At 69.6% G+C, this 22,884-nt stretch carries 20 protein-coding genes; 7 read left to right on the top strand and 13 right to left on the bottom strand.

The genetic code is table 11. The annotated features are described in order from the left end of the window. Positions 1–4: 4 nt before the first annotated feature. Both V2S05_RS02020 and truB read right to left on the bottom strand, forming a co-directional pair. Positions 5–373: a hypothetical protein gene (locus V2S05_RS02020; RefSeq protein ID WP_271637901.1), complete on the bottom strand. Its 369-nt coding sequence runs from the start codon at positions 371–373 to the stop codon at positions 5–7. Beyond that, on the bottom strand, positions 370–1,263 hold the full coding sequence (truB, locus tag V2S05_RS02015) for a tRNA pseudouridine(55) synthase TruB (RefSeq protein WP_271637902.1): 894 nt from the start codon (positions 1,261–1,263) through the stop codon (positions 370–372). The genes V2S05_RS02020 and truB overlap by 4 nt, the downstream gene beginning before the upstream one ends. 73 nt (positions 1,264–1,336) lie before the next feature. On the opposite strand from truB, the gene V2S05_RS02010 reads away from it, so the two are divergent. Further along, entirely contained in the window at positions 1,337–2,239 is a 903-nt protein-coding gene (locus V2S05_RS02010) for an A/G-specific adenine glycosylase (protein ID WP_413633609.1), read from the top strand. Positions 2,240–2,251: 12 nt separating this feature from the next. Here V2S05_RS02010 and rbfA read toward each other — a convergent pair whose 3' ends face one another. The 7 genes from rbfA to V2S05_RS01975 all read right to left on the bottom strand — a co-directional run bounded on the left by rbfA (position 2,252) and on the right by V2S05_RS01975 (position 10,635). Further along, on the bottom strand, positions 2,252–2,680 hold the full coding sequence (gene rbfA / locus V2S05_RS02005) for a 30S ribosome-binding factor RbfA (RefSeq protein ID WP_271637904.1): 429 nt from the start codon (positions 2,678–2,680) through the stop codon (positions 2,252–2,254). A 61-nt stretch (positions 2,681–2,741) separates the two neighbouring features. After that, positions 2,742–5,501, bottom strand: a complete 2,760-nt coding sequence (gene infB / locus V2S05_RS02000) for a translation initiation factor IF-2 (protein ID WP_413633607.1) — start codon at positions 5,499–5,501, stop codon at positions 2,742–2,744. A gap of 94 nt (positions 5,502–5,595) precedes the next feature. Continuing rightward, the gene (locus tag V2S05_RS01995) at positions 5,596–5,868 is read right to left on the bottom strand and encodes a YlxR family protein (protein WP_271637906.1); all 273 of its coding nucleotides are present in this window, start codon (positions 5,866–5,868) and stop codon (positions 5,596–5,598) included. A gap of 60 nt (positions 5,869–5,928) precedes the next feature. Continuing rightward, positions 5,929–6,912, bottom strand: a complete 984-nt coding sequence (nusA, locus tag V2S05_RS01990) for a transcription termination factor NusA (RefSeq protein WP_413633605.1) — start codon at positions 6,910–6,912, stop codon at positions 5,929–5,931. Positions 6,913–6,991: 79 nt separating this feature from the next. Then, complete coding sequence (locus V2S05_RS01985; protein WP_413633604.1) at positions 6,992–8,026, bottom strand: TIGR00730 family Rossman fold protein; 1,035 nt, start codon at positions 8,024–8,026, stop codon at positions 6,992–6,994. 42 nt (positions 8,027–8,068) lie between these two features. Beyond that, the gene (locus V2S05_RS01980) at positions 8,069–9,823 is read right to left on the bottom strand and encodes a proline--tRNA ligase (RefSeq protein ID WP_413633603.1); all 1,755 of its coding nucleotides are present in this window, start codon (positions 9,821–9,823) and stop codon (positions 8,069–8,071) included. A 41-nt stretch (positions 9,824–9,864) separates the two neighbouring features. Continuing rightward, the gene (locus V2S05_RS01975; RefSeq protein WP_413633601.1) at positions 9,865–10,635 is read right to left on the bottom strand and encodes an isocitrate lyase/PEP mutase family protein; all 771 of its coding nucleotides are present in this window, start codon (positions 10,633–10,635) and stop codon (positions 9,865–9,867) included. A gap of 79 nt (positions 10,636–10,714) precedes the next feature. Between V2S05_RS01975 and V2S05_RS01970 the strand changes: the two genes are divergently transcribed. Then, positions 10,715–12,136: an RNB domain-containing ribonuclease gene (locus V2S05_RS01970; RefSeq protein WP_413633600.1), complete on the top strand. Its 1,422-nt coding sequence runs from the start codon at positions 10,715–10,717 to the stop codon at positions 12,134–12,136. After that, positions 12,133–12,984, top strand: a complete 852-nt coding sequence (locus V2S05_RS01965; RefSeq protein WP_413633599.1) for a phosphotransferase — start codon at positions 12,133–12,135, stop codon at positions 12,982–12,984. The genes V2S05_RS01970 and V2S05_RS01965 overlap by 4 nt, the downstream gene beginning before the upstream one ends. Positions 12,985–13,007: 23 nt before the next feature. On the opposite strand, the gene V2S05_RS01960 is transcribed toward V2S05_RS01965, so the two are convergent. Continuing rightward, entirely contained in the window at positions 13,008–13,757 is a 750-nt protein-coding gene (locus tag V2S05_RS01960; RefSeq protein ID WP_271637913.1) for an alpha/beta hydrolase, read from the bottom strand. 60 nt (positions 13,758–13,817) lie between these two features. On the opposite strand from V2S05_RS01960, the gene V2S05_RS01955 reads away from it, so the two are divergent. Beyond that, complete coding sequence (locus V2S05_RS01955) at positions 13,818–14,219, top strand: hypothetical protein (RefSeq protein WP_413633598.1); 402 nt, start codon at positions 13,818–13,820, stop codon at positions 14,217–14,219. Between the two features lie 75 nt (positions 14,220–14,294). On the opposite strand, the gene V2S05_RS01950 is transcribed toward V2S05_RS01955, so the two are convergent. Both V2S05_RS01950 and ispG read right to left on the bottom strand, forming a co-directional pair. Next, positions 14,295–15,149: a hypothetical protein gene (locus tag V2S05_RS01950; protein ID WP_413633597.1), complete on the bottom strand. Its 855-nt coding sequence runs from the start codon at positions 15,147–15,149 to the stop codon at positions 14,295–14,297. Positions 15,150–15,166: 17 nt separating this feature from the next. Continuing rightward, on the bottom strand, positions 15,167–16,297 hold the full coding sequence (gene ispG, locus V2S05_RS01945; protein ID WP_413635207.1) for a flavodoxin-dependent (E)-4-hydroxy-3-methylbut-2-enyl-diphosphate synthase: 1,131 nt from the start codon (positions 16,295–16,297) through the stop codon (positions 15,167–15,169). Between the two features lie 134 nt (positions 16,298–16,431). On the opposite strand from ispG, the gene V2S05_RS01940 reads away from it, so the two are divergent. Together V2S05_RS01940 and V2S05_RS01935 are read left to right on the top strand one after the other, a co-directional pair. Further along, complete coding sequence (locus V2S05_RS01940; RefSeq protein WP_413633595.1) at positions 16,432–17,676, top strand: DUF222 domain-containing protein; 1,245 nt, start codon at positions 16,432–16,434, stop codon at positions 17,674–17,676. A 194-nt stretch (positions 17,677–17,870) separates the two neighbouring features. Further along, the gene (locus V2S05_RS01935; protein WP_413633594.1) at positions 17,871–19,751 is read left to right on the top strand and encodes an anthranilate synthase family protein; all 1,881 of its coding nucleotides are present in this window, start codon (positions 17,871–17,873) and stop codon (positions 19,749–19,751) included. Positions 19,752–19,857: 106 nt separating this feature from the next. On the opposite strand, the gene V2S05_RS01930 is transcribed toward V2S05_RS01935, so the two are convergent. Further along, positions 19,858–21,171, bottom strand: coding sequence for a M50 family metallopeptidase (locus tag V2S05_RS01930; protein ID WP_413633593.1), 1,314 nt, complete (start codon positions 21,169–21,171; stop codon positions 19,858–19,860). An 87-nt stretch (positions 21,172–21,258) separates the two neighbouring features. Between V2S05_RS01930 and V2S05_RS01925 the strand changes: the two genes are divergently transcribed. After that, positions 21,259–22,869, top strand: a complete 1,611-nt coding sequence (locus V2S05_RS01925; protein ID WP_413633592.1) for a Mur ligase family protein — start codon at positions 21,259–21,261, stop codon at positions 22,867–22,869. Positions 22,870–22,884 lie beyond the last annotated feature (15 nt).

The following is a 22,884-nucleotide window of genomic DNA, read 5'->3' as shown; positions in this document are numbered from 1 at the left end:
GGCATCACGCGACCTGGATGGTCCAGATCGCGTTCATCCGCCACAGCATGATCGCCAGCGACAGGCCGATCACACCGAGGATGACCGTGCTCCACCTGGTGCGATCGATCAGCGCCCATGCCGCACCGCCGACGGGCAGCAGCACGGCCGAGACGAGGTAGACCCAGAACTCGAGCAGATCCCCGGTGGGAGGGTTGCCGGCCAGTGGCGCGACAATCGCCATCACCACCTGGGCGATGAGCAGCAGCTCGACCAGCAGCAGGCTGCCGACCGTCCAGTCGCTCGGTCGGCGTCCGGCGAGTCCGGCGACGAGGCAGAACAGCCCTGCAGCGGATGCGACGACGATCTGCGTCAGGGTGAACCACAGGATCACGGCTGAACCTCCGGCATGTTCATGGCGCTCTTGATGTCCTTTCCGCGGGCCTCGACCACGCCGACGAGCTGCCCATCAGGGTCGATCGCCGCGACCTCGGAGTCGGCCAGCCGCCCCGCCTGGCCGTGGAGCCGTTTGCCGTGGCGCAGATCCTTCGCCTCGTCGCCGGTCACAGCCAGCACCGGCATCGTGCGCCCGGCTGCGGCGGCCGGGCTCAGGGTCACGGCACCGGCGAGCCCGTCGATTCCGACGGCGTCGGCCACGTCGAAGCCGCCCACGCGGGTGCGCCGCAGAGCGGTGAGGTGCCCGCCGACGCCGAGTGCCGCCCCCAGATCCCGGGCCAGGGCGCGGATGTAGGTTCCCGACGAGCAGTCCACGATGACGTCCACGTCGATGACGCCGTCCTCGCGACGGACGTCGAGCATCTCGAAGCGCGAGACGGTGACCTGCCGTGCGGCGAGGTCGACCTGCTCGCCCGCTCGCACGCGGTCGTACGCGCGTCGTCCGTCGACCTTGATCGCCGAGACCGAACTCGGCACCTGCGAGATCGCGCCGGTGAGGGCGGCGACGCCTGCCGCGATGCCGCCATCGGTCACGGTTTCGACATCAGCGCGCTCGGCGGTCTCGACCGTCTCACCCTCGGCGTCGTCCGTCGTGGTGCGCGCGCCGAGCCGGATGGTCGCGGTGTAGGTCTTGTCGGCGCCGACGATGTACGTGAGCAGCCGGGTGGCCCCTTCGATGCCGATCACCAGAAGTCCGGTGGCCATGGGGTCGAGGGTGCCGGCATGTCCGACCTTGCGGGTGCCGAAAGCGCGCCGGGTGCGGGCGACGACGTCGTGGCTGGTCAGCCCGCCGGGCTTGTCGACGAGCAGGATGCCGGGTGAGACCATCCCTCAAGCCTAGAGCGTGCACATCGGCGCACCGACGCGTCGAGCCGGCAGGCCGGCGGCTTAGGCTGGTCGGATGCCCGTGTCCTGCTCGCAGTCAGCCGACGCGTGGCGCGGAGCGCTGCTCGACTGGTACGCCGCGACCGCGCGCGACCTGCCGTGGCGGCGCGCCGAGTTCGCCGTGGAGTACGGCGCGTGGGGCACGCTGGTGAGCGAGTTCATGCTGCAGCAGACGCCCGTGACCCGGGTCATCCCGCACCTCGACGCGTGGCTGCGCCGCTGGCCGACTCCGGCCGCCATGTCGAGCGCCTCGCCTGCCGAGGTCGTGCATCAGTGGGCGAACCTCGGCTACCCACGGCGGGCGCTGTGGCTGCACAGGGCGGCGACCGAGATCGTCGAGAATCACGACGGCACCGTGCCGCGCGACGTGCCTGCGCTGCTCGCGCTGGCCGGCATCGGCGAGTACACCGCGCGCGCCGTGGCGGTCTTCCATTACGGCGACCGGCACCCGGTCGTCGACACGAACACGCGCCGCGTGATCGCCAGGGCGGTCGACGGGCGCTCCCAGCCCGATCCGCCGGCGAAGCGGGATCTCGCCAGGATGGCCGACCTGCTGCCAGATGACGTCGCCGAGTCGGCGGTCTTCAACGCCGCCATGATGGAGCTGGGAGCGGTGGTCTGCACGGCGCGCACACCGAAGTGCGGCGTCTGCCCTCTGGCATCCGGATGCGCGTGGCTGGCCGCAGGCCGGCCCGACACCGGTGATTCGCGTCGCCGGCAGGCGCGCTTCGAGGGATCGGATCGTCAGGCACGCGGAGCGGTGCTCCGCGCGCTGCGTCTCGCACCCGACCACCGGCTGGCGGCGGACGCGGTCGCGGCCGACTGGCCGGATGCTGCTCAGCGCGATCGTGCGATCGACTCGCTCATCGCCGACGGGCTCATCGAGGCAGTCGGCGGAGCGCTGCTGCTGCCCCGCTGAACAGCACGGGTGTCAGTCCTCGTCCTCCTCGTCGCGACGATACGGGTCGGCTTCGCCCGCGTGCGTGGCGGAGGACGCCAGTCTCGCCACCTCGGCGTCGCGCTCGCGCGCCTCCCGCAGGAGGTCGGCGATGTGACCAGCGCTCTCGGGCAGCGCATCCGGGATGAACTCGAGCGTGGGAACGAGGCGCACGTTGAGCTGCCGACCGACCTCCTTGCGCAGCAGTCCGGTCGCCGACGTGAGCGCCGCGCCGCTGGCGACGCGCTCCTCGTCCGTGCCGAGCACGGTGTAGAACACCGAGGCGTGCTGCAGGTCGCCCGAGACGCGCACCTCTGTGATGGTCACGAATCCGAGACGCGGATCGCGCAGCCCCTTCTCGAGACGCTCGGCGAGGATGACGCGGATGCGGTCCGCCAGACGTGCCTGTCGTTCTCCAGCCATTTTCACTCCTTTGGTGACGAATGAGGGGCGCCCGCAGGCGCCCCTCATCGTGCCGTATGGATCAGCCGCGAGGCTTCTCGACCATCTCGGTGGTCTCGATCTCGTCGCCGATCTGGATGTCGTTGTACTTGCCCAGGCCGATACCCGCCTCGAAGTCCGTGCGGACCTCGGTGACGTCGTCCTTGAAGCGACGCAGCGACTCGATGGCCAGGCCATCGGCGATGACGACGCCGTCGCGGATGACGCGCGCCTTGGCATTGCGCGTGATCGTTCCGGAGCGGACGATGACACCGGCGATGTTGCCGAACTTCGAGGAGCGGAACACCTCGCGGATCTCGGCCACACCCGACTGGACCTCTTCGAACTCGGGCTTAAGCAGGCCCTTGAGCGAGTTCTCGATCTCGTCGATCGCGGAGTAGATCACCGAGTAGAACCGCACGTCGACGCCCTCGCGGGCGGCGGCCTCGCGGGCCTTGGTGTCGGGGCGGACGTTGAAGCCCACGATGATCGCGTTGTCGATCGTCGCCAGGTTCACATCCGACTCGGTGATCGCACCGACGCCGCGGTGGATGATGCGCAGCTGAACCGAGTCGTCGACCTCGATCTTGAGCAGCGATTCCTCCAGCGCCTCGACGGCACCGGAGACGTCGCCCTTGATGATGAGGTTGAGCGTCTCGACCTTGCCCTCTTCGAGCGCACGGGTGAAGTCCTCGAGCGAGATGCGCTTGCGGGCCTTGGCCAGCAGGGCGTTGCGCTCGACGGCCTCACGCTTCTCAGCGATCTGGCGCGCCATGCGGTCCTCGTCGGTGACGATGAAGACGTCACCGGCGCGCGGCACCGAGTTCAGACCCTGCACCTGCACCGGGCGCGACGGGAAGGCCTCGGAGACCGACTCGCCGTTCTCGTCGAGCATCGCCCGGACGCGGCCGTACGCGGTGCCGGCGACGATCGCGTCGCCGACGCGCAGCGTTCCGGACTGGATCAGCACGGTGGCGACCGAACCACGGCCCTTGTCGAGCTTCGCCTCGATGGCGACACCACGGGCTGCCTTGTTCGGGTTGGCCGTCAGGTCGAGACCCGCGTCGGCGGTCAGCAGGACCGCGTCGATCAGCTCCTGGATGCCCGTGCCCTGGCGAGCCGAGACGTCGACGAACATGACGTCGCCGCCGTACTCCTCGGCGACCAGCCCGTACTCGGTGAGCTGCTGGCGCACCTTGGCCGGGTTGGCCTCGGGCTTGTCGACCTTGTTGACGGCGACCACGATCGGCACATCGGCGGCCTGCGCGTGGTTGAGCGCCTCCACCGTCTGCGGCATGATGCCGTCGTCGGCGGCGACCACCAGGATCGCGATGTCGGTGACCTGGGCACCACGGGCACGCATGGCGGTGAACGCCTCGTGACCGGGGGTGTCGATGAAGGTCACGGCACGGTCGATGCCGTCGTGCTCGGTCCAGATCTGGTATGCACCGATGTGCTGCGTGATGCCGCCGGCCTCGCCCTCGATGACGTTGGACTGGCGGATCGCGTCGAGCAGTCGGGTCTTACCGTGATCGACGTGACCCATGACCGTGACCACGGGCGGGCGGATCTCGAGATCCTCGTCGCTCTCGGCCTCGAGCTCGGCCGCCAGGTCGAGGCCGAAGCCCTCGAGGAGCTCCTTGTCCTCGTCCTCGGGCGAGACCATCTGGATCTTGTAGCCCAGCTCCTCGCCGAGCACCTCGAAGGTCGCCTCGTCGAGCGACTCGGTGGCCGTGGCCATCTCACCCAGGTTGAACAGGATCGTCACCAGGGTGCCAGGCTGCACGGTGTAGCCGTTCAGAGCCTCGAGCTTGTCGGCGAAGTCCGCGATGGATGCGCCGCGGCGCAGACGGATGATCTCGCCGTTGCCCTTCGAGACGTTGACGCCGCCGACGACCGGCGCCGACCGCATCTCGAACTCTTGGCGCTTCGCCCGACGCGACTTGCGCTGCTTGCTCTTGCCGCCGCCCTTGCCGAAGGCGCCTGCGGTTCCGCCACCGGGGCCACGACCGCGGCCACCGCCACCGCCGGGACGACCGGCGAAGCCGCCGCCCGGACGCTGAAAGCCGCCGCCTGCACCTGCACCGGCGCCGCCGGGACGGCCGGGAGCGCCGGGACGCTGCTGGAACGGTGCACCGGGACGTCCGCCCTGACCGCCGCGCGCGCCACCGGGACGACCGGGACGCGGGGCGCCGACGCGGGGGGACCCGGGACGCGGAGCCTGCGGACGCGGGATGTTGCCGGGGGTGGGTCGCTGGCCCATGCCCTGAGCCGAGGCGAAGGGGTTGTTGCCCGGGCGAGGGCCTGCGGGGCGCTGCCCCATGCCCTGAGCCGACGAGAACGGGTTGTTGCCGGGGCGCGGGGCGCCGGGCTTCGGGGCACCGCCGGGCTTCGGGGCGCTGTCACCCGCGGGGGCGCTGCCACCGGGCTTGGGAGCCGACGGCTTGGCGGGTCCGGGCGTGGGCGCGCCGGACGTCGCCGCGGGAGCGGCAGGCTCAGCGGGCGTCTCGACGGCGGCCTCGGCCGGAGCCGTCTTCCTGGCGGGACCCGGCTTGGGTCCGGGGGTCGGCGCCTTGGGCGAGGTGACCGCGGACTTCGCCGCCGGCTTCGCCTCGGTCTTCTCGGCCGGCTTCGCGTTGGGGTCGGCCTCGATCGCAGCGCGCAGCTTGCGCGCCACCGGGGGCTCCACCGTCGAAGACGGGCTCTTCACGAACTCGCCGAGCTCCTTGAGCTTCGCGAGCGCGAACTTGCTGTCGACGCCGAGTTCAGCGGCGATCTCGTGCACACGTGGTTTGGCAGCCACAATTCTCCTGTCTGGGTCGGTCCGCCCAGGCAGGGCAGACCACTAGTCGCGGACGGGTCTCATTTCGAGCCGTTCACTTTGTTTCCATAGCCGTTCAGCCTTTGTTCCGGTGGAAGTACCGTTGGATGGTCTGCGCGTCCTCCGCCTCGGGGAATCCGATGGACGGCGGCACGCGGAGTGCTCGTGCGAAGGCCCGTCTCCGCAGCGCGGTGTCGAGGCACTCGGGCGTCGGATGCAGCCACGCGCCCCTCCCCGGCAGAGCAGCCCTCTCGTCTACGACGAGTCGGTCGTTCTGCACGACCACCCTGATCAGGGCGGATCGAGAGGCACGACCGCGGCAACCTACGCACGTTCGTACAGGTTCCATCTTACACCTCAGCGCGTCGACCGACGCCCGCCGCACCGCCGGCGGGCAGGCCGACGCTGCTCACTCCATCACGCTGTCGGGCTGGATGTCGATCTTGGCGCCGGTCAGCTTGGCGGCGAGGCGGGCGTTCTGCCCCTCCTTGCCGATGGCGAGCGACAGCTGGTAGTCGGGCACCAGTGCCCGCACGGCCTTGGTGCTCGCGTCCAGGACGAACGACGAGGTCACCTTCGCCGGTGACAGGGCGTGCGCGACGAAGGTCGCCAGATCCGGGTGGTGGTCGACGATGTCGATCTTCTCCCCCGCGAGCTCCTCTGTCACAGCGCGGACCCGTCGACCCATCTCGCCGATGCACGATCCCTTGGCGTTCACCGAGGGATCGTTCGCCTTGACCGCGATCTTGGTGCGGTGGCCGGCCTCGCGGGCGAGCGAGACGATCTCGACGAGGCCGCCGGCGATCTCGGGCACCTCGAGGGCGAAGAGCTTGCGCACGAGGCCGGGGTGGGTGCGCGACACGGTGATCTGCGGACCCTTGGCGCCCTTGGCGACGCTGGTCACGTATACACGCAGGCGACGTCCGTGCGCATAGTCCTCACCGGGCACCTGCTCCTCCGGCGGCAGGATGGCCTCGACCGTGCCGAGGTCGACGTGGATCATGCGCGGGTTGGGACCCTGCTGGATGACGCCGGCGACGATGTCGCCCTCCTTGCCGCGGAACTCGCCGAGAACGGCGTCGTCGGCGATGTCTCGCAGCCGCTGGCTGATGACCTGCTTGGCGGCGTAGGCCGCGATCCGGCCGAAGCTCTCGGTCGCAGCCTCCTCCTCGCCGATGACCGCGCCCTCCTCGTCGGTGACGGACTGCAGGACCGCGACGTGTCCGGTCTTGCGGTCGAGCTCGACCCGCACTCCGGCGGGAACCGAGCCGTCCTCCGAGACGTGCTTGCCGTAGGCGGTGAGGATGGCCTGCTCGATGATCGACACGAGTTCGTCGAAGGGAATCGCCTTCTCCTTCTCGATTCCACGCAGCAGGGCGAGTTCGATGTCCATCAGCGGTCTCCTCTATTCAGCTCTCACCGCGGACAGGTGCTCCGCGGGCATCAGACAAGAATAGCCGATCCGGCGCGGCTCAGCTCGCCGAGGGCAGCTCGTTGATGGCCCGGATCAGGGCGTAGAGCTGGCCGACGCTGCGCTGCTCGAGGTGCAGGGCCAGGCGGGGCAGCTCCACGACGTCGCCCGCGGTGCGCTCGACGTCGAGAGGTTCGGTTCGCTCGATGCGACCGTACTCGCACATGTGCCCGAAGCGCTCGTTGAGGCTCTCGATCTCAGCATCCGTCGGAGCGTGCACCAGACGCAGCACGAGCAGACCGTCGACCCAGCGCAGCGAGTCGTAGTTGCTCCAGAATCCGGTGACGCTGGCGGCCGCCTCTTCCACCGAATCGGTGATCAGCACGCGATCGAGGTCATGCGGTGAGATCACCCCGGCCGGTGCGAGGTGTTCGTCGACGAAGCGCTTCAGTCCGCTCCAGAATGTGCCATCGGGCGCGTCGAGGAGCACTATCGGCATCGGCTCGGCCTTGCCGGTCTGCTGCAGGGTGAGCAGCTCGAACATCTCGTCCATGGTGCCGAAGCCGCCGGGCAGGCAGATGAACCCGCGCGACTCCTTGATCAGCATGAGCTTGCGGGTGAAGAAGTACTTCATCGACACGACCTGCGTGCTCTCGGCGACGATCGTGTTCGCGCGCTCCTCGAACGGCAGGCGGATCGACACGCCGAGAGACATCTTCGATCCGGCGCCCTCGGCCGCCGCCTGCATGATCCCGGGCCCGGCGCCGGTGACGACCATCCAGCCGTCGTCGGCGAGGGCCGACGCCACGTCGCGGGCCTGCACGTACAGCGGGTCGTCCTCACCCGTGCGTGCGGAGCCGAACACCGTGACCTTGGGCACGTGGTGGAACGGCTGGAACAGACGGAATGCGTTGTGCATCTCCTGCAGTGCAGCCGAGGCGATCTTCAGATCGAGTCGGTCGGTGCCCTCCTGGCCCAGCGACAGCGAGGTCTGCAGCAGCCGGGCGATGAGACCCCGCTCGGTGCGGATGCCTGCTTCGTCGAGAAGCGCGGTGATCTGCCGGCGCAGGTCTTCGTCAAGCGCGGCGTCCGTCATGCCTCCACCTTCGCACAGCCCTCCCGAGGCGGCCTGCAGAACTCACGCGGTGAGTCGGGCGACGGCCTCGTCGGCCGACAGCGATTCCCGCTCGCCGGTGGCGCGGTCCCACAGCTCGACCTGCCCGTCGGCCGCCCCGCGGCCGACGATCACGATCTTCGGCACGCCCACGAGCTCGGCGTCGCCGAACTTGACCCCGGGCGACACCTTGACCCGGTCGTCGTAGAGCACGTCGAGCCGAGCGGCCTCGAGCCGGTTCGCGATGTCCTCAGCCACGTCGAAGGCGACCTGGTCGCGACCGGCGGCGACGACCTGCACATCGAACGGCGCGACGGACGCGGGCCAGATCAGGCCCTTGTCGTCGTTGTTCAGCTCGGCGATGATCGCGAGGATGCGGGTGACGCCGATGCCGTACGAGCCCATCGTCACGGTGACGAGCTTGCCGTTCTGGTCGAGCACCTTCAGTCCCAGCGCCTCCGCGTACTTCCGCCCGAGCTGGAAGACGTGGCCGATCTCCATGCCCCGGGCCAGCGAGACCGGGCCCGACCCGTCGGGTGCCGGGTCGCCCTCGCGGACGTTCGCGATCTCGACGGTGCCGTCGGCGATGAAGTCGCGACCGGCGACGACGGTGTGCGCGTGCTTCTGATCGATGTTGGCACCCGTGATCCAGCGGGTGCCGTCGGCGACGCGGGGGTCGACCAGGTACCGGATGCCGGTGGCCGACTCCTCACCGAGAACGGGTCCGGTCTCGGACCACGGGCCGATGTAGCCGCGGACGAGCAGCGGGTTCCGCTCGAAGTCCGCGTCGGTGGCAGCCTCGACCTCGGCGGGTGCGAAGGCGACCTCCGCGCGCTTGAGATCGACGTCGCGGTCGCCGGGGATGCCGACGATCACGAGCTCGCGGGAGCCGTCGAGGTGGGTCAGCGCGAGCACGACGTTCTTCAGCGTGTCGGCTGCGGTGTACTCCCCGTCGAGCACGGCGTTGCTGTGGGCGACGAGCGTGTCGATGGTCGGGGTGCCGGGCGAGTCGAAGATCGTCGCCGGTCCCACGCCCTCCCAGCCGACGGCATCCGGAGCGGTGGTGGTGTACGCCTCGACGTTGGCGGCGTAGCCGCCCTCGCTGCGCACGAAGGTGTCCTCTCCGACGGGCGTCGGGTGCAGGAACTCCTCGCTTCGCGAGCCGCCCATCGCGCCGGCATCCGCCTGCACGATCGCGTACTCGAGGCCGAGGCGCCGGAAGATGCGCTCGTAGGCGTCGCGCTGCGCCATGTAGCTGGCGTCGAGGCCCTCGTCGGAGGCGTCGAAGGAGTAGGCGTCCTTCATCGTGAACTCGCGGCCGCGCAGCAGCCCTGCACGGGGACGGGCCTCGTCGCGGTACTTGTCCTGGATCTGATAGAGCGTCAGCGGCAGATCCTTGTACGACGAGTACAGGTCTTTCACGAGCAGGGTGAACGCCTCTTCGTGGGTGGGTGCGAGCAGGTAGTCGCCGCCCTTGCGATCCTGCAGCCGGAACAGCAGGTCGCCGTACTCGTCCCACCGTCCGGTGGCCTCGTATGGTTCGCGGGGCATCAGCGCCGGGAAGTGCACCTCCTGGGCTCCCGCCGCGGCCATCTCCTCGCGGATCACGGTCTCGATCCTGGCCTTCACCCGCAGGCCCAGCGGCAGCCAGGCGAAGATGCCCGCCGCCTGCGGCCGGATGTACCCGGCGCGGATCAGCAGCTTGTGGCTGGCGACCTCGGCGCCGGCCGGGTCTTCGCGAAGCGTGCGGAGGAAGAAGTTCGAGAGACGAGTGACCACGGGGCAAGTCTAGTGACCCGCGGTCACCCGTCCCGTCGTGGTCAGTTCAGGGCTCGGGTGCTCTCCGGGATGACGCCGTTCGCGTACAGATCGGTTCCGAGGTCCTGCAGTGCGGTGAGCGCGACACGCTGCGTCATCGGCCCGTACGATATGCGCGAGACGCCCAATGCCTCGTACTCGGCTGCGGTGAGCGCTCCCGGCAGCCCGATGACGCTGACCTTGTTGCGGCCGATTCCGTCGACCAGGGTGCGGGTGGCATCGGCGTCGAGCACCCCGGGGACGAAGACGGCGGTCGCCCCCGCCTCGATGAACGCGCGACCGCGCTGCACGGCATCCGTCAGCTTGTCGGCGAGCGGCTTGTCGCCGCCACGAACGATCGCGTCGGTGCGGGCGTTGAGCGCGAACGGCACGCCCTCCGCCTCCGCGGCCTTGACGATCGCCTCGACCTTCGCGACGGATTCGGCGAACGGCGCGAGTCGATCCTCGATGTTCGCGCCCACCACGCCGACGCCGATCGCGAGCCGGGTGGTCTCGCCGGCGTCGCCGTATCCGTCGTCGAGGTCGGCGGTCACCGGCAGGTCGACGCCGGCGGCGATGCGGCCGACGAAGTCGATCATGAGGTCGCGTGGGATCTGACCGTCGGCATAGCCGAAGGTCGCCGCGATCGAGTGACCGGCCGTCGCGAGAGCCTTGGTCTCGGGAAGCGCGGCGACGGCCTTCGCTGAGACGACGTCCCAGATGTTGACGACGCGGAGGATCTCGGGGGCGTCGTACAGGTCGATGAGGGTGCGGGCCTTGTCAGCATTCGTCATGCCCTCACGGTAGTGCGCGTGGCGCGGTGCGGGGGCCGCTGTCACCCAAGATCTCCAGGGCTCTGCATAGGGTGGACGCATGCCTCAGCGTCGATCACACGTTTCGCCCTCCGCCGCGCAGAGCGAGCTCGCTGAGGCGCTGACCGCGCTACGCGAGGGGATCGAGGCGCCCGTCGAGTTCCCACCTGAGGCGGTCGCCGAAGCCGAGGCGGCGAGCGCGCCGACGCCGGAGCTGGATCTGCGCGACGTGCCCTTCGCCACTCTCGACCCGCTGGGCTCGAAGGATCTCGACCAGGCGTTCCACCTCGAGCGCGCCGGCTCGGGCTACCAGGTGCGGTACGCGATCGCCGATGTGCCCGGCTTCGTGACGCCCGGTGGCGCCGTCGACGCGCAGGCCCGCCTGCGCGGGCAGACCCTCTATCTCGCGGACGGCAGCATCCCGCTGCACCCCCGGGTGCTGTCCGAGGATCGCGCGTCGCTGCTTCCGGATGCCGAGCGGCCGGCGCTCGTGTGGACGTTCACCCTCGACGCCGAGGGGTCGAAGACGGACTTCCGGCTCGAGCGCGCCCTCATCCGGTCGCGAGCGCAGCTCGACTACGTCTCGGCACAGGCATCCGTCGATCGGGACGGAGATCACCATCTCCCTCTGCTGCGGGAGATCGGCGAACTGCGCCGCGTGCAGGAGGCCGAACGCGGTGGCGCGAGTCTGAACCTGCCTGATGAGGAGGTCGTGCAGCGCGCGGACGGCCGTTACGACATCGAGCGCCGCCACCCACTGGCCGTCGAGGACTGGAACGCGCAGCTGTCGCTTCTGACGGGAATGGCAGCGGCCGAGCTGATGATCGACGCGAAGGTCGGCGTGCTGCGCACCATGCCGCAGCCGGACGAGCAGGCCTTCGCGCGCTTCCGCCGGCAGACCGAAGCGCTGGGGCGGCCGTGGAAGGACGGCCGGTACGGCGAGTACCTGCGCGCGCTCGACAAGAACGATCCGCTGACGCTGCCCGTTCTCGAGGCTGCGGCGTCGCTGTTCCGCGGCGCCGGCTACGTCACCTTCGACGGGCGACTGCCCGACGGTGACCTCGAACAGGCCGCGATCGGCGCACCCTACGCGCACGCCACCGCTCCCCTGCGCAGACTGGTCGACCGGTGGTCGCTGGCGATCTGCGAGGCCGTGTCGCAGGGCCGACCCGCGCCGGACTGGGCACGCGACTCACTCGCGGAGCTGCCGTCGCTCATGCAGGAGTCGGCGCAACGGGCGTCGCGGCTGAATGCCGAGACCCTCAACCGGGTCGAGGCGGCGCTGCTGCAGCCGCTGGTCGGGACACGGATCGACGCCACGGTCATCGAGCTGCGCGGCGAGGATCGCGCCGCGGTGCAGATCGCGGAACCCGCCGTGACGGCCACGGCACCCGTGCCCGAGGACGCCGAGCTGGGCTCGCACGTACGGCTTCACCTGATCGCCGTCGACATCGCCCACGGCGAGGTGGAGTTCGCCGCGTGAACAGCTGGCATGGTGGTCGCCTGCAGCGCTCTCAGGCGGCATGGGTACACGCGCGTCTGTCCGAGCCGACGCTGATCGACGACCTGTCGTGGGATTCGTCGGACTCAGTGGTGCTGCACGTGCGCACGACCGACGGCGATGTCATCGTGAAGGCAGGCGGCCCGGCGAATCACCACATCGGCCGTGAGATCAGCGCCCACGTGGGGTGGACGGCGCCTCTCGAGGCGACCGGGCATGCTGCCCGGCTGCTCGACAGCTCCGCTGACGAGCGGGTGATGGTGCTCGCGCATCTGCCTGGTGAGCTGGTCGAGGGGACTGACGCCGAAGGGCATCCGTCCACCTACGTTCAGGCGGGGAACCTGCTGCGGCGGCTGCACGACCGCGAGCAGCGCACGGATGCCGGATATGAGCGCCGGGCGAACGAGCGCGCCCTCGCCTGGTTGGACGGCACTCACCGGGTGGATCGAGCATCCGCAGCGCACGCGCGAGGCGTCCTCCTGGCAGATCCCGCAGCCCCGGTGACGGTCGTGCCCACCCATGGCGATTGGCAGCCGCGGAACTGGCTGGTTGACGACGGCACGGTGCGGGTGATCGACTTCGGGCGCTTCGCGTTCCGCCCCGCCGCCACCGATCTCACCCGACTCGCCGCGCAGCAGTGGCGAGACGACCCGACCCTTGAGGCTGCGTTCTTCACTGGCTACGGCGGCGATCCCCGCATCCCGGACCGCTGGCGGATGGATGCCCTTCGTGAGGCCATCGGCACGGCCTGCTGGGCGTTCCAGGTCGGCGACGAGGCCTTCGAGGCGCAGGGGCACCGGATGATCGCAGAGGCGCTCGCCGCGATCTGATCCGCCGCTGCTGCTCCGCACCGCTAAGCATTCGGGCGGAATATCTCCGGTAGTGCCTCGACGAAGCCCTCGAAATGGCTGTACCACATGGAATGGGCAGCGCCGTCGATGGCTCGGACGTCGACGCCGGCGAGGCGCAGTGCGTTCGCATCGTCGTCGGAGACGAACCGGCTCGGATGCGCCCGAACGAGGATCGCACCGGCGCCAGGACGGTGATCGACGTCCGACTCCGATGACACCGATGCCGCAGTCGCCGGATCGAAGCGCCAGGCCGCCCTGGCCTCGACGACCGCGTCGTCAGCGCTGTAGAAGAATCGACTCTGTCGCAGCCGATCGGCGTCGATACGTGCGCGACGGTCTGCCTCGTACTGCGTGGTGAGTTCGCTGACGTCGCCGCCCCCGGCGAACGCGCATACGGTGTCGACGTAGACCTGCGTGTCGAGGGCGAGGCGCGCCGCTGCGGCGCTCAGGACGGTTCCGCCGTAGGAGTGTCCTATGCCGGCGAGTCGACGAGGATGGCCGATGAGCCGATGCCGGTGCGCGAGCGCGGCGACCGTCGCAACCACCGCATCCGCAGCCGAGCCGACCGAGCCTCGCGGATCGCGCGGCGACAGCCCGTGGCCCGGCAGATCCAGCGCTATCACGCGCGTGCCCTGTGCCGCGAGCCGTTCGCTGACTCGCCACCAGCTCTCCGACGATCCCATCATGCCGTGCAGCAGGAGGACGCTGCGTTCGGCGTCGGCGGGCCCGGTGACGACGGCGTTCAGCAGCATCCGCTCAGTCAAGCATGGGTGTCACCAGGGCCATGCGCCGGGGCCGCCGATCCGCGCGGCGTGAAGAGTACGCGAACCACCGCATCTCGTCCCGACGCGTTGCGGACGTTCTGGGCAGACCGACTGGCTGAGGGGCCGACGCTGTCGGATGCCGAATCCCGGCTTCGCCGATACATCATCACCGACCTGCTCGACGATCTTCGTGATGCGACGGATCCCCTCGAGAAGCAGATGATCTCCGGTCTGCTGTTCGAGCGGACGGCAGAGCTCATGCTGCTGCTGGCGGGAAAGTGGATCGGAACGGGCAAATGGCTTCCCCGGCGCCTGCGCGAGTGGGACGCGACGCGCGCACAAGCGCTCGCCGAACCCTTGGTGTCCGGGGATCATGCCGCGTTGGCCGAGCGGGTTCACGCGGAACTCGATCGTGCCGGCGGACGCGTGCAGGCGGGGTTCCGACGATGAGACGGATGTTCAGTGTCTCCGAGGTTCGCGCGAGCCCATTCGCCGGCCTGTCTCGTCCCGCGTGAAGACGGGTGATCAGGCGGGCGTGACCGTCGTCGTCATGACCAGCAGCTGCGGGTCACTCAGATCCAGGGCGACTCTGATGGAGGAGAATTCGGCCAGCGACCGCACGTGCGTGCCACCGCACAGGAATCCGACCTCGCCCTCGGGCAGCGTGCAGCGCCACGTGCGACGGTCGATGATGCTCGGCCCGTCGACATCGATGCGACTCGCGCCGGCCGCGGCGACCCAGCCGGCGAGTGTGTCGTTGATCCGCGTCTCACGCTCGGCGAGCGTGGCGGCGAATCCCTCGGAGTCGAAGCCGGCCTTGCGCAGGCTCTTGCCCAGGCGATACTCGTCGACGCTGCCGTCGGCGTGGATGCGGCTGGACTGGTTCGCCTTCCCCTCGAAGTCGGGATTGCCGAGCGGGTCGGTGCCGATCTCCTTGCGCCACAGGTCGGCCAGCGCCGCGTCGAGGGCGAGGGATGCCAGGTGGCACGCGGTGTGCCCTCGGCTCAGCGACGCCCGGCGATCGGCATCCACTGTCAGTGTGACGGAGGCGCCGACGGCGATATCTGCCGGGATCGCTCCCTCGGTCCGGTGGCCGACCATCCACGTCCAGCCCTCGCCGCCGCGCTTGACGGGGATGTCGGAGCCGACCGCCAAGGCACCTTCATCACTGATGGCAGCCATGACGGCCTCAGTCACGCTCACCTGCACGTCGCCGACGGTGATCGCGCCGGAATCGCCGGGCTGGTCGGGCCAGGTGTGGTCGACAGGATGGAACGGGGTGGCGTCCACCACCACGATCGCGGCGGTCTGATCGACGAGAAGCACCTCGCCCTCGCCGGTCAGTGCGCCATCGGGGAACGAGACGAGCGTCGACTGCATGGCTTCCTCTCGCCGGCTCAGCCGGTGATGACCTGGGCGGTGCCGAGCGGTGCGTCGGAGCCCATCTCGGCTGCGATGCGGTTGGCCTCTTCGATGAGCGTGGCGACGATGTCAGCCTCGGGGACGGTCTTGATGACCTCGCCCTTGACGAAGATCTGGCCCTTGCCGTTGCCCGATGCGACGCCGAGGTCAGCCTCACGCGCCTCGCCGGGGCCGTTCACGACACAGCCCATCACGGCGACACGCAGCGGGACCGTCATGTCCTTGAGCCCCTCGGTGACGTCTTCGGCGAGCGAGTACACGTCGACCTGCGCACGACCGCACGACGGGCACGACACGATCTCGAGCTTGCGCTCGCGCAGGTTCAGCGACTGCAGGATCTGATGCCCGACCTTCACCTCTTCTGGGGGCGGCGCCGACAGCGAGACGCGGATCGTGTCGCCGATTCCCTCACCCAGCAGGATGCCGAATGCGGTGGCGCTCTTGATCGTGCCCTGGAACGCCGGGCCCGCCTCGGTCACGCCGAGGTGCAGCGGCCAGTCGCCGCGTTCGGCAAGCTGGCGGTACGCCTTCACCATGACGACGGGGTCGTTGTGCTTGACCGAGATCTTGAAATCGTGGAAGTCGTGCTCCTCGAAGAGCGAGGCCTCCCACACCGCGCTCTCGACCAGAGCCTCCGGCGTTGCCTTGCCGTACTTCTCGAGCAGTCGGCGGTCGAGAGACCCAGCGTTCACGCCGATGCGCAGCGAGACGTCGGCCGCCTGCGCGGCCTTGGCGATCGCGCCGACCTGGTCGTCGAACTTGCGGATGTTGCCGGGGTTCACGCGCACCGCCGCGCACCCGGCGTCGATCGCCTGGAACACGTACTTCGGCTGGAAGTGGATGTCGGCGATCACCGGGATCTGGCTCTTCTTCGCGATGATGTGAAGCACATCGGCGTCGTCCTGCGACGGCACGGCGACGCGGACGATCTCGCAGCCGGATGCCGTGAGCTCGGCGATCTGCTGCAGCGTGCCGTTGATGTCGGTGGTCTTGGTCGTCGTCATCGACTGCACGCTGACCGGGGCATCGCCGCCGACGAGCACCTTGCCGACCCGGATCTGACGGGACTTGCGACGCGGGGCGAGGACTTCGGGGACGCGCGGCATCCCAAGATTCACTGCAGGCACGCGTCCAGGCTACCGCCGCCCGATCGACGTCGGCTGGAAGCGGGCCTTTTCGTGTCCGTCACGACATCGACGAAAGTATGGACGCTATCGAATCTTTGTTCTATACTGGTGGCATGCTCATCGATGAGGAGTCCGGCCCGATCCCGCAGACAGCGGGTGATGTGCTGGGCGTGCTTCTCGATGACGTGACCTGTTCTGAGGTGGATGCGAATCGGTATGCGGCGCGTCAGGCGCAGCGGGTGGTGGAGGCGGTGGATTTCGCGCGTCGGCATCCGGAGGTCTACACGATCGACGCGGACGTGCAGATGGCGGAGCGGGCTGTTGTTCTGGAGCTGTCGCTGCGGTTGCGGATCTCGCAGGAGCGGGTGCGGGAGCTGTGTTCTGTCGCGGAGACCGCGGCGCGGGATCTGCCGTTGCTGTGGCAGCGCGCCCGGGATGGGTTCGCGTCGATGCACAACGTCGGGGTGATCGTCACCGCCGCCGGCGCGCTCGCGTCCCCGGTGGGTGCGCCGCGGGAGGTCGAGGATGCCGAGGCCGCCGCTCTTGCGCGGCTGGATCGTGCGGCGCAGGAGTGGGTGCTGACCTGCTCATCGGCGGTGCTGCGGCAGCGGACGAAGAAGCTCGTCGACCGGATCACCGGCGACAGCGCCGCCCGCCGGCACACCCGCGCGATGGCCGAACGGCATGTCGGCCGCTCCCCCGCCGGCGACGGAATGTCGTGGATCACCGCGCTCGTGCCCACTCACGAAGCCGTCGCGGTGATGCAGCGCCTGACCGCCACCGCCAAGCACACCCAGAAAGACAGGCGCGACGGGCGCACGCGGGATCAGATCCGCGCCGACCTGTTCAGCGCCTGGCTGCGCGGCATCGGCACCGCAACGGCAGTGAAGACGAAGATCTTCGTCACCGTCCCCGTCCAACTCCTCGCCGGCCAACCCGTTCCCGTCGAATCCGCCTCAATCGTCGGCGGCGACAGCATCGACCCACTCACCGCCAAGCAGCTGTTCCTCGACGCCCGAGGCTTCCGCCGGGTGATCACCGACCCCGTCAAGGGCGTCGTGGCCGACATGGACCGCCGCACCTACCGCCCCACCCGAGCACAACGCGACTGGCTTACCCTGCACCACGGCACCTGCTCCCGCGACGGATGCACCCGCCTCGCCCTCGACGCCGACCTCGACCACGACCGCCCCTGGGCCGAAGGCGGGACCACAGATCTGACGCAACTGCGACCACTCTGCCCGCGCGACCACACCATCCGACATCGCACCCGCGTCCGCTATCGCACACGGCCCGACCGCACGGTGCAGATCGTCTCCCCCACCGGATACACCAGCACCGCACCACCACCCTTCTGAACCGTTGGAAGCGGGCACCGTGTCCGTCATACGCCCGATCGCGCCCCGCGCGATGTGCTAATTTCACGGTATGTCCGCGACCCGCACCTGGTGGCCCGCCTTCTAGGCGGTGATTCGCGTACCCACGAGATCAGACCGCCTTCCGGGGCGGTCTTTTTCTTGTCCGCACCGGATCCCCGACCGAGGAGACACCGATGACCGCAGTTCCGCTCGCCCGACTGGCTGAGCTCACGGCCGATCACGACGCATCGTTCGTGCTGGTTGCGCGTGAGGGCGGCATCGACCTGCTCACGGGCGATGTCGCCGATGTGGATCATCTCGCCGACATCCCGCTCGACGGCCCGGATGGACCTCGCGAGGTGTTCGCCCTGGTTCCGTACCGCCAGGTGCGCGAGCGCGGGTTCGACGCGCAGGACGACGGCACGCCCCTGCGCTGCCTGCTCGTCGACGAGCACATGCAGATCGACAGGGCCGAGCTGATCGCCGCCCTCCCGCAGAGCCCGATCGCGCTCAGCGATGGAGGCTTCGACATCTCCGATGACGACTACGCCGACATCGTCGAGCGCGTCATCGCCGATGAGATCGGCAGGGGCGAAGGGGCGAACTTCGTCATCCGTCGCGACTATCGCGCGAGGTTCGACGCCGACGACCGCACGGCCGCCCTCACCTGGTTCCGCGCCCTGCTAGAGCACGAGCGCGGGGCGTACTGGACGTTCGCGGTCATCACCCCGGGCCACATCGCCGTCGGCGCCAGTCCCGAGGCGCACGTCGTCGCACGCGACGGCGTCGTGACCATGAATCCCATCTCGGGCACCTTCCGCCACCCGGCGGGCGGATCGACTCGCGAATCGCTGACCGAGTTCCTCTCCTCGACCAAAGAGACCGAAGAGCTGTTCATGGTCGTCGACGAAGAGCTCAAGATGATGAGCCAGGTCTGCTCGGACGGCGGGCGGATCACCGGCCCGCACCTCAAGGAGATGTCGCGACTCACGCACACCGAGTACATGCTGCGCGGCCGCAGTCGCCTCGATCCGCGTGACATCCTGCGCGAGACGATGTTCGCCCCCACCGTGACCGGATCGCCGATGCAGAACGCGTGCGCGGTCATCCGCAGACACGAACGGTCTCCGCGAGGCTACTACTCGGGCGTCGCCGCGCTCTTCACCCCCAACGGCGACGGCGGACACGATCTGGACGCCCCGATCCTCATCCGCACGGTGTATCTCTCCGACAGGCAGCTGCGAGTGCCGGTCGGTGCCACGCTGGTGCGCCACTCCGACCCGCTCGGCGAGGTCAGCGAGACGCACGGCAAGGCGGCCGGCGTGCTCGGCGCCATCGGCGCGATCGAGCGTGACCGTGCGGCCGAGGCGCGGGATGACGATGCACCGGGCGAGACTCGGCTGGCCGACGACCCCGAGGTCTCCGCTCTGCTTTCGTCCCGAAACACTCGCCTGGCCGACTTCTGGATGCAGCCGCAGAATGCCCACCCCGGTGGCCGCTTCGCCGGTCGGAGTGCGCTGGTCGTCGACGCCGAAGACCGCTTCACCACCATGCTCGCCCACCAGCTGCGCCACCTGGGACTCGACGTCGAGATCGCCGCGTGGGACGTCGTGACCGACAGCGCGATCGATGCCGCAGACCTCGTCGTCGCAGGCCCAGGGCCGGGCGATCCCCGCGACGCCGCCTCGCCGCGCATAGCGCGCATGCAGCAGGTCGTCGCGCGCCGACGCGACGCAGGGGCACCGCTTCTCGCCGTGTGCCTGAGCCATCAGATCCTCGCTGACCGGCTCGGCATCGACCTGGTGCCGCTCGACGCACCGCATCAGGGCGTGCAGAAGACCGTTCCGGTCTTCGGGCAGGACGCCTCGGTCGGCTTCTACAACACCTTCACCGCCCGGGTTGCACCCGGCACCGCTTCGGTGGCGGATGCCGAAGTGTCGGCTGACGCCTCCAGTGGCGACGTCTTCGCGCTGCGCGGCGAGCGCTTCGCGTCCGTGCAGGGGCACCTCGAGTCGATACTGTCGCGCGACGGACTCGAGACGCTCGAACGGCTCGCCGCCCACGCCCTCGCCTGACTCGCGAGGCTCTGCCCGACAGACTCGTGCCGGCAAGCCTGCTGAGAGGGTCAGATGCCGGCAGAGCCTGCTGAGAGGGTCAGCCGCGGAGACTCTGCTGACAGACTCAGCCCAGCAGGCTCATCGGCTTCACGAGGTCTGCCACGATCAGCAGCGCGCCCATGCCGATCAGCAGCACCGCCACGACCACGGTCACCGGAACGAGCCGGGTCGCGTCGACGGGCTTCGGAGCCGCGCGCCCGGTGATCTTCGCCCACGCGCGTCTGACGCCCTCCCAGAGAGCGACGACGACGTGCCCGCCATCGAGCGGCAGCAGCGGAATGAGGTTGAACACGAACAGCGCGATGTTCAGTGCCGCGAGCAGGTTCATCAGCACGACAAGGCGGTTCAGCACCGGGGCATCCGTGGCGGCCACCTCGCCCGCCAGACGACCGACGCCGACCACGCTGAGCGGACCGTTCGGGTCGCGCTCGGCCCCCGTCACGAGAGAGGCGCCGACGTTCCACAGCTTCGCGGGCAGGTTGACCACGAGAGAGGCGACGGCCCCGGTCTGCTGCAGCGCGAGCTCAGGACCGGTGGCGATCGGCTGCGGCACGTACTCGCTCTGCGCGAAGATGCCCGCGTACCCGACCGTGCGCGTGACCGGTTCGCCCTGCTCGTCGAGAACCGCGCGGCCCTCGGCATCCACCTCACCGCGCTCCGCGGCCACCGGTGTCAGCGTCAGATCCACCCGCTGACCGTCGCGTTCGACGACGAGATCCAGCGGCTCGCCCGGTGAGCGCTGGATGATCGCGGAGGCCTCTGCGAACGTGTCGACCCGCTCGCCTCCGACGCTGACGAGCACATCGCCCGCCTGGACACCCGCCTGCGCCGCGGGTGCGGCAGGGTCGTCCCTCTCGCAGCTCTGCTGGGTCGTGCCGGCGGGCAGAACGCATTCGGTCACCGACGCGACGGTCGTGCTGGCCTGCTGGATGCCGATTCCGGATGCCATGATCGTGAAGATGGCGATGGCGAGCACGAAGTTCATCGCCGGCCCGCCGAGCATGATGATCACGCGCTTCCAGACCGGCAGGCGGTAGAAGACGCGATCCTCGTCGCCGTCTGCGATCGTCTCGTCATTGGCGGCGCGCGCATCCTGCACGAGGGAGGCGAACAGACCGCGGGCGGGGGTGCTCTTCGCCGACGGCGGGTACATGCCCGACATCGATATGAAGCCGCCGAGCGGCAGCGCCTTGAACCCGTACTCCGTCTCGCCGATCCGCTTCGACCACAGCCGCGGACCGAAGCCGATCATGTACTGACCGACGCGCACGCCGAACAGCTTCGCGGGCAGCAGGTGCCCGACCTCGTGCAGGCCGATCGACAGGCCGAGGCCGATCAGCATGAACACGACGCCGCCCAGGTACAGCAGGATCTCCACCCGTCCACGCTAGTGGCAGGTCTGAGGAATCCCCTGGATCCCCCGAACGCCGGGGGCGACCGGGCCGCGTGAGATCATGGACGGGATATGACCACGACATCGCTGCCCCCTGTGCTTCGTCCGGCCGACCCACCGCGTCGTGCGCTGACCGAGCTGGCCGACCGCTTCGCCCGAGACGTCCGGGGTGACATCGACGGCGTTCAGCTGAGCGGCATCACCCTCGCCACCGCCGACCTGCGCGCGGGTGAGGCCTTCGTCGCCATCCAGGGCGTGAATCGCCATGGTGCCGAGTTCGCGCAGATCGCGGCAGAGCAGGGCGCAGTCGCGGTGATCACCGACGAGGCGGGCGCGCAGATCGCCGCCCCGGCAGGCCTGCCGGTCGTCGTCGTCGACGACCCGCGCGGGGTGCTGGGTGCGCTGAGCGCCTGGGTGTACGGCACCGGCGCGGGCGACCCGCTGCCGCTGCTGTTCGGCACGACAGGCACCAACGGCAAGACGAGCGTGACGCACCTGCTGCAGGGGCTGCTGGATCAGATCGGGGTCGTGTCGGGTCTATCGTCTACGGCGGAGCGTCACATCGCGGGCGAGGTCATCGTGTCGCGCCTGACGACACCCGAGGCATCCGAGATGCACGCCCTGCTCGCCCTCATGCGCGAGCGTGAGGTCGAAGCCGTCGCCGTCGAGGTCAGCGCGCAGGCCCTGTCTCGCCACCGCGTCGACGGGATCATGTTCGACGTCGCCGGATTCACCAACCTCTCGCACGACCATCTCGACGACTACGCCGACATGGAGGAGTACTTCGAGGCGAAGCTGCCGCTGTTCACTCCCGAGCGCTCGCGTCGCGCGGTGGTGAGCGTGGACTCCGCTCCCGGAGCCGTCGTCGTCGAGCGCGCCACCGTCCCCGTCGTCACCGTCGGCACGCCGGCGATCGCGGCCGATCCCGATGCCGCCTCACGCGCAGACTGGGTCGTCTCGATCGACGACGAACGCCCCAGCGGCACCGCGTTCACGCTCACCGGTCCTGCCGGACGCACGCTGTCGACCGTCGTGCCGGTGATCGGACCGCACATGGCGGCCAACGCCGGACTCGCGATCGTCATGCTGCTGGAGGGCGGGTACGACTGGGAGCGCATCACCGACGCGCTCGAGCGCGACGGGCACATCGTCGCCCACCTGCCGGGGCGCACCCAGTTCATCTCGGGCGAGACCGGTCCCGCCGTGTACGTCGACTTCGGGCACTCCCCCGACGCCTTCGAGAAGACGCTCGCCGCCGTGCGGCGAGTCACCTCGGGCAAGGTCCTCATGCTGTTCGGCGCAGACGGCGACCGCGACGCCACCAAGCGCTTCGACATGGCCCGCACTGCGGTCGAGGGCAGCGACATCCTCGTGGTCACCGATCACCACCCCCGCTTCGAGGATGCCGCGTCGATCCGCGCCACCCTCGTCGAGGGCGCGCGTCGCGCACGACCGGACGCCGAGATCCACGAGGTGTCTCCTCCGGAGGACGCGATCGTGACCGCCGTCGGGCTGGTCGGCGAAGGGGATGCCATCCTCTGGGCGGGGCCGGGGCACCAGGACTACCGCGACATCCGCGGAGTCCGCACGCCGTACTCGGCCCGCGAGCTGGCCCGCCGGGCGCTCATCGCCGCCGGCTGGCCGACGCCCGAATCGCACTGGCCCGTCCCCTACGCCGACTGAGCTCGGATCGGGGGG

This window comes from Microbacterium sp. OR16 (genome assembly GCF_047306725.1).
Lineage (GTDB): Bacteria > Actinomycetota > Actinomycetes > Actinomycetales > Microbacteriaceae > Microbacterium.
The sequence above is the reverse complement of the archived record's forward strand: the minus strand, read 5'-3'. Positions and strand labels throughout refer to the sequence as shown.

Bases quoted from the DNA above. Each gene is read 5' to 3' on its own strand.
- truB (WP_271637902.1), bottom strand. From the start codon at position 1,263: ATGGTCTCACCCGGCATCCTGCTCGTCGACAAGCCCGGCGGGCTGACC.
- V2S05_RS02010 (WP_413633609.1), top strand. From the start codon at position 1,337: ATGCCCGTGTCCTGCTCGCAGTCAGCCGACGCGTGGCGCGGAGCGCTG.
- rbfA (WP_271637904.1), bottom strand. From the start codon at position 2,680: ATGGCTGGAGAACGACAGGCACGTCTGGCGGACCGCATCCGCGTCATC.
- V2S05_RS01995 (WP_271637906.1), bottom strand. From the start codon at position 5,868: ATGGAACCTGTACGAACGTGCGTAGGTTGCCGCGGTCGTGCCTCTCGA.
- nusA (WP_413633605.1), bottom strand. From the start codon at position 6,912: ATGGACATCGAACTCGCCCTGCTGCGTGGAATCGAGAAGGAGAAGGCG.
- V2S05_RS01985 (WP_413633604.1), bottom strand. From the start codon at position 8,026: ATGACGGACGCCGCGCTTGACGAAGACCTGCGCCGGCAGATCACCGCG.
- V2S05_RS01975 (WP_413633601.1), bottom strand. From the start codon at position 10,635: ATGACGAATGCTGACAAGGCCCGCACCCTCATCGACCTGTACGACGCC.
- V2S05_RS01970 (WP_413633600.1), top strand. From the start codon at position 10,715: ATGCCTCAGCGTCGATCACACGTTTCGCCCTCCGCCGCGCAGAGCGAG.
- V2S05_RS01960 (WP_271637913.1), bottom strand. From the start codon at position 13,757: ATGCTGCTGAACGCCGTCGTCACCGGGCCCGCCGACGCCGAACGCAGC.
- V2S05_RS01950 (WP_413633597.1), bottom strand. From the start codon at position 15,149: ATGCAGTCGACGCTCGTCTCGTTCCCCGATGGCGCACTGACCGGCGAG.
- ispG (WP_413635207.1), bottom strand. From the start codon at position 16,297: ATGCCGCGCGTCCCCGAAGTCCTCGCCCCGCGTCGCAAGTCCCGTCAG.
- V2S05_RS01940 (WP_413633595.1), top strand. From the start codon at position 16,432: ATGCTCATCGATGAGGAGTCCGGCCCGATCCCGCAGACAGCGGGTGAT.
- V2S05_RS01935 (WP_413633594.1), top strand. From the start codon at position 17,871: ATGACCGCAGTTCCGCTCGCCCGACTGGCTGAGCTCACGGCCGATCAC.
- V2S05_RS01925 (WP_413633592.1), top strand. From the start codon at position 21,259: ATGACCACGACATCGCTGCCCCCTGTGCTTCGTCCGGCCGACCCACCG.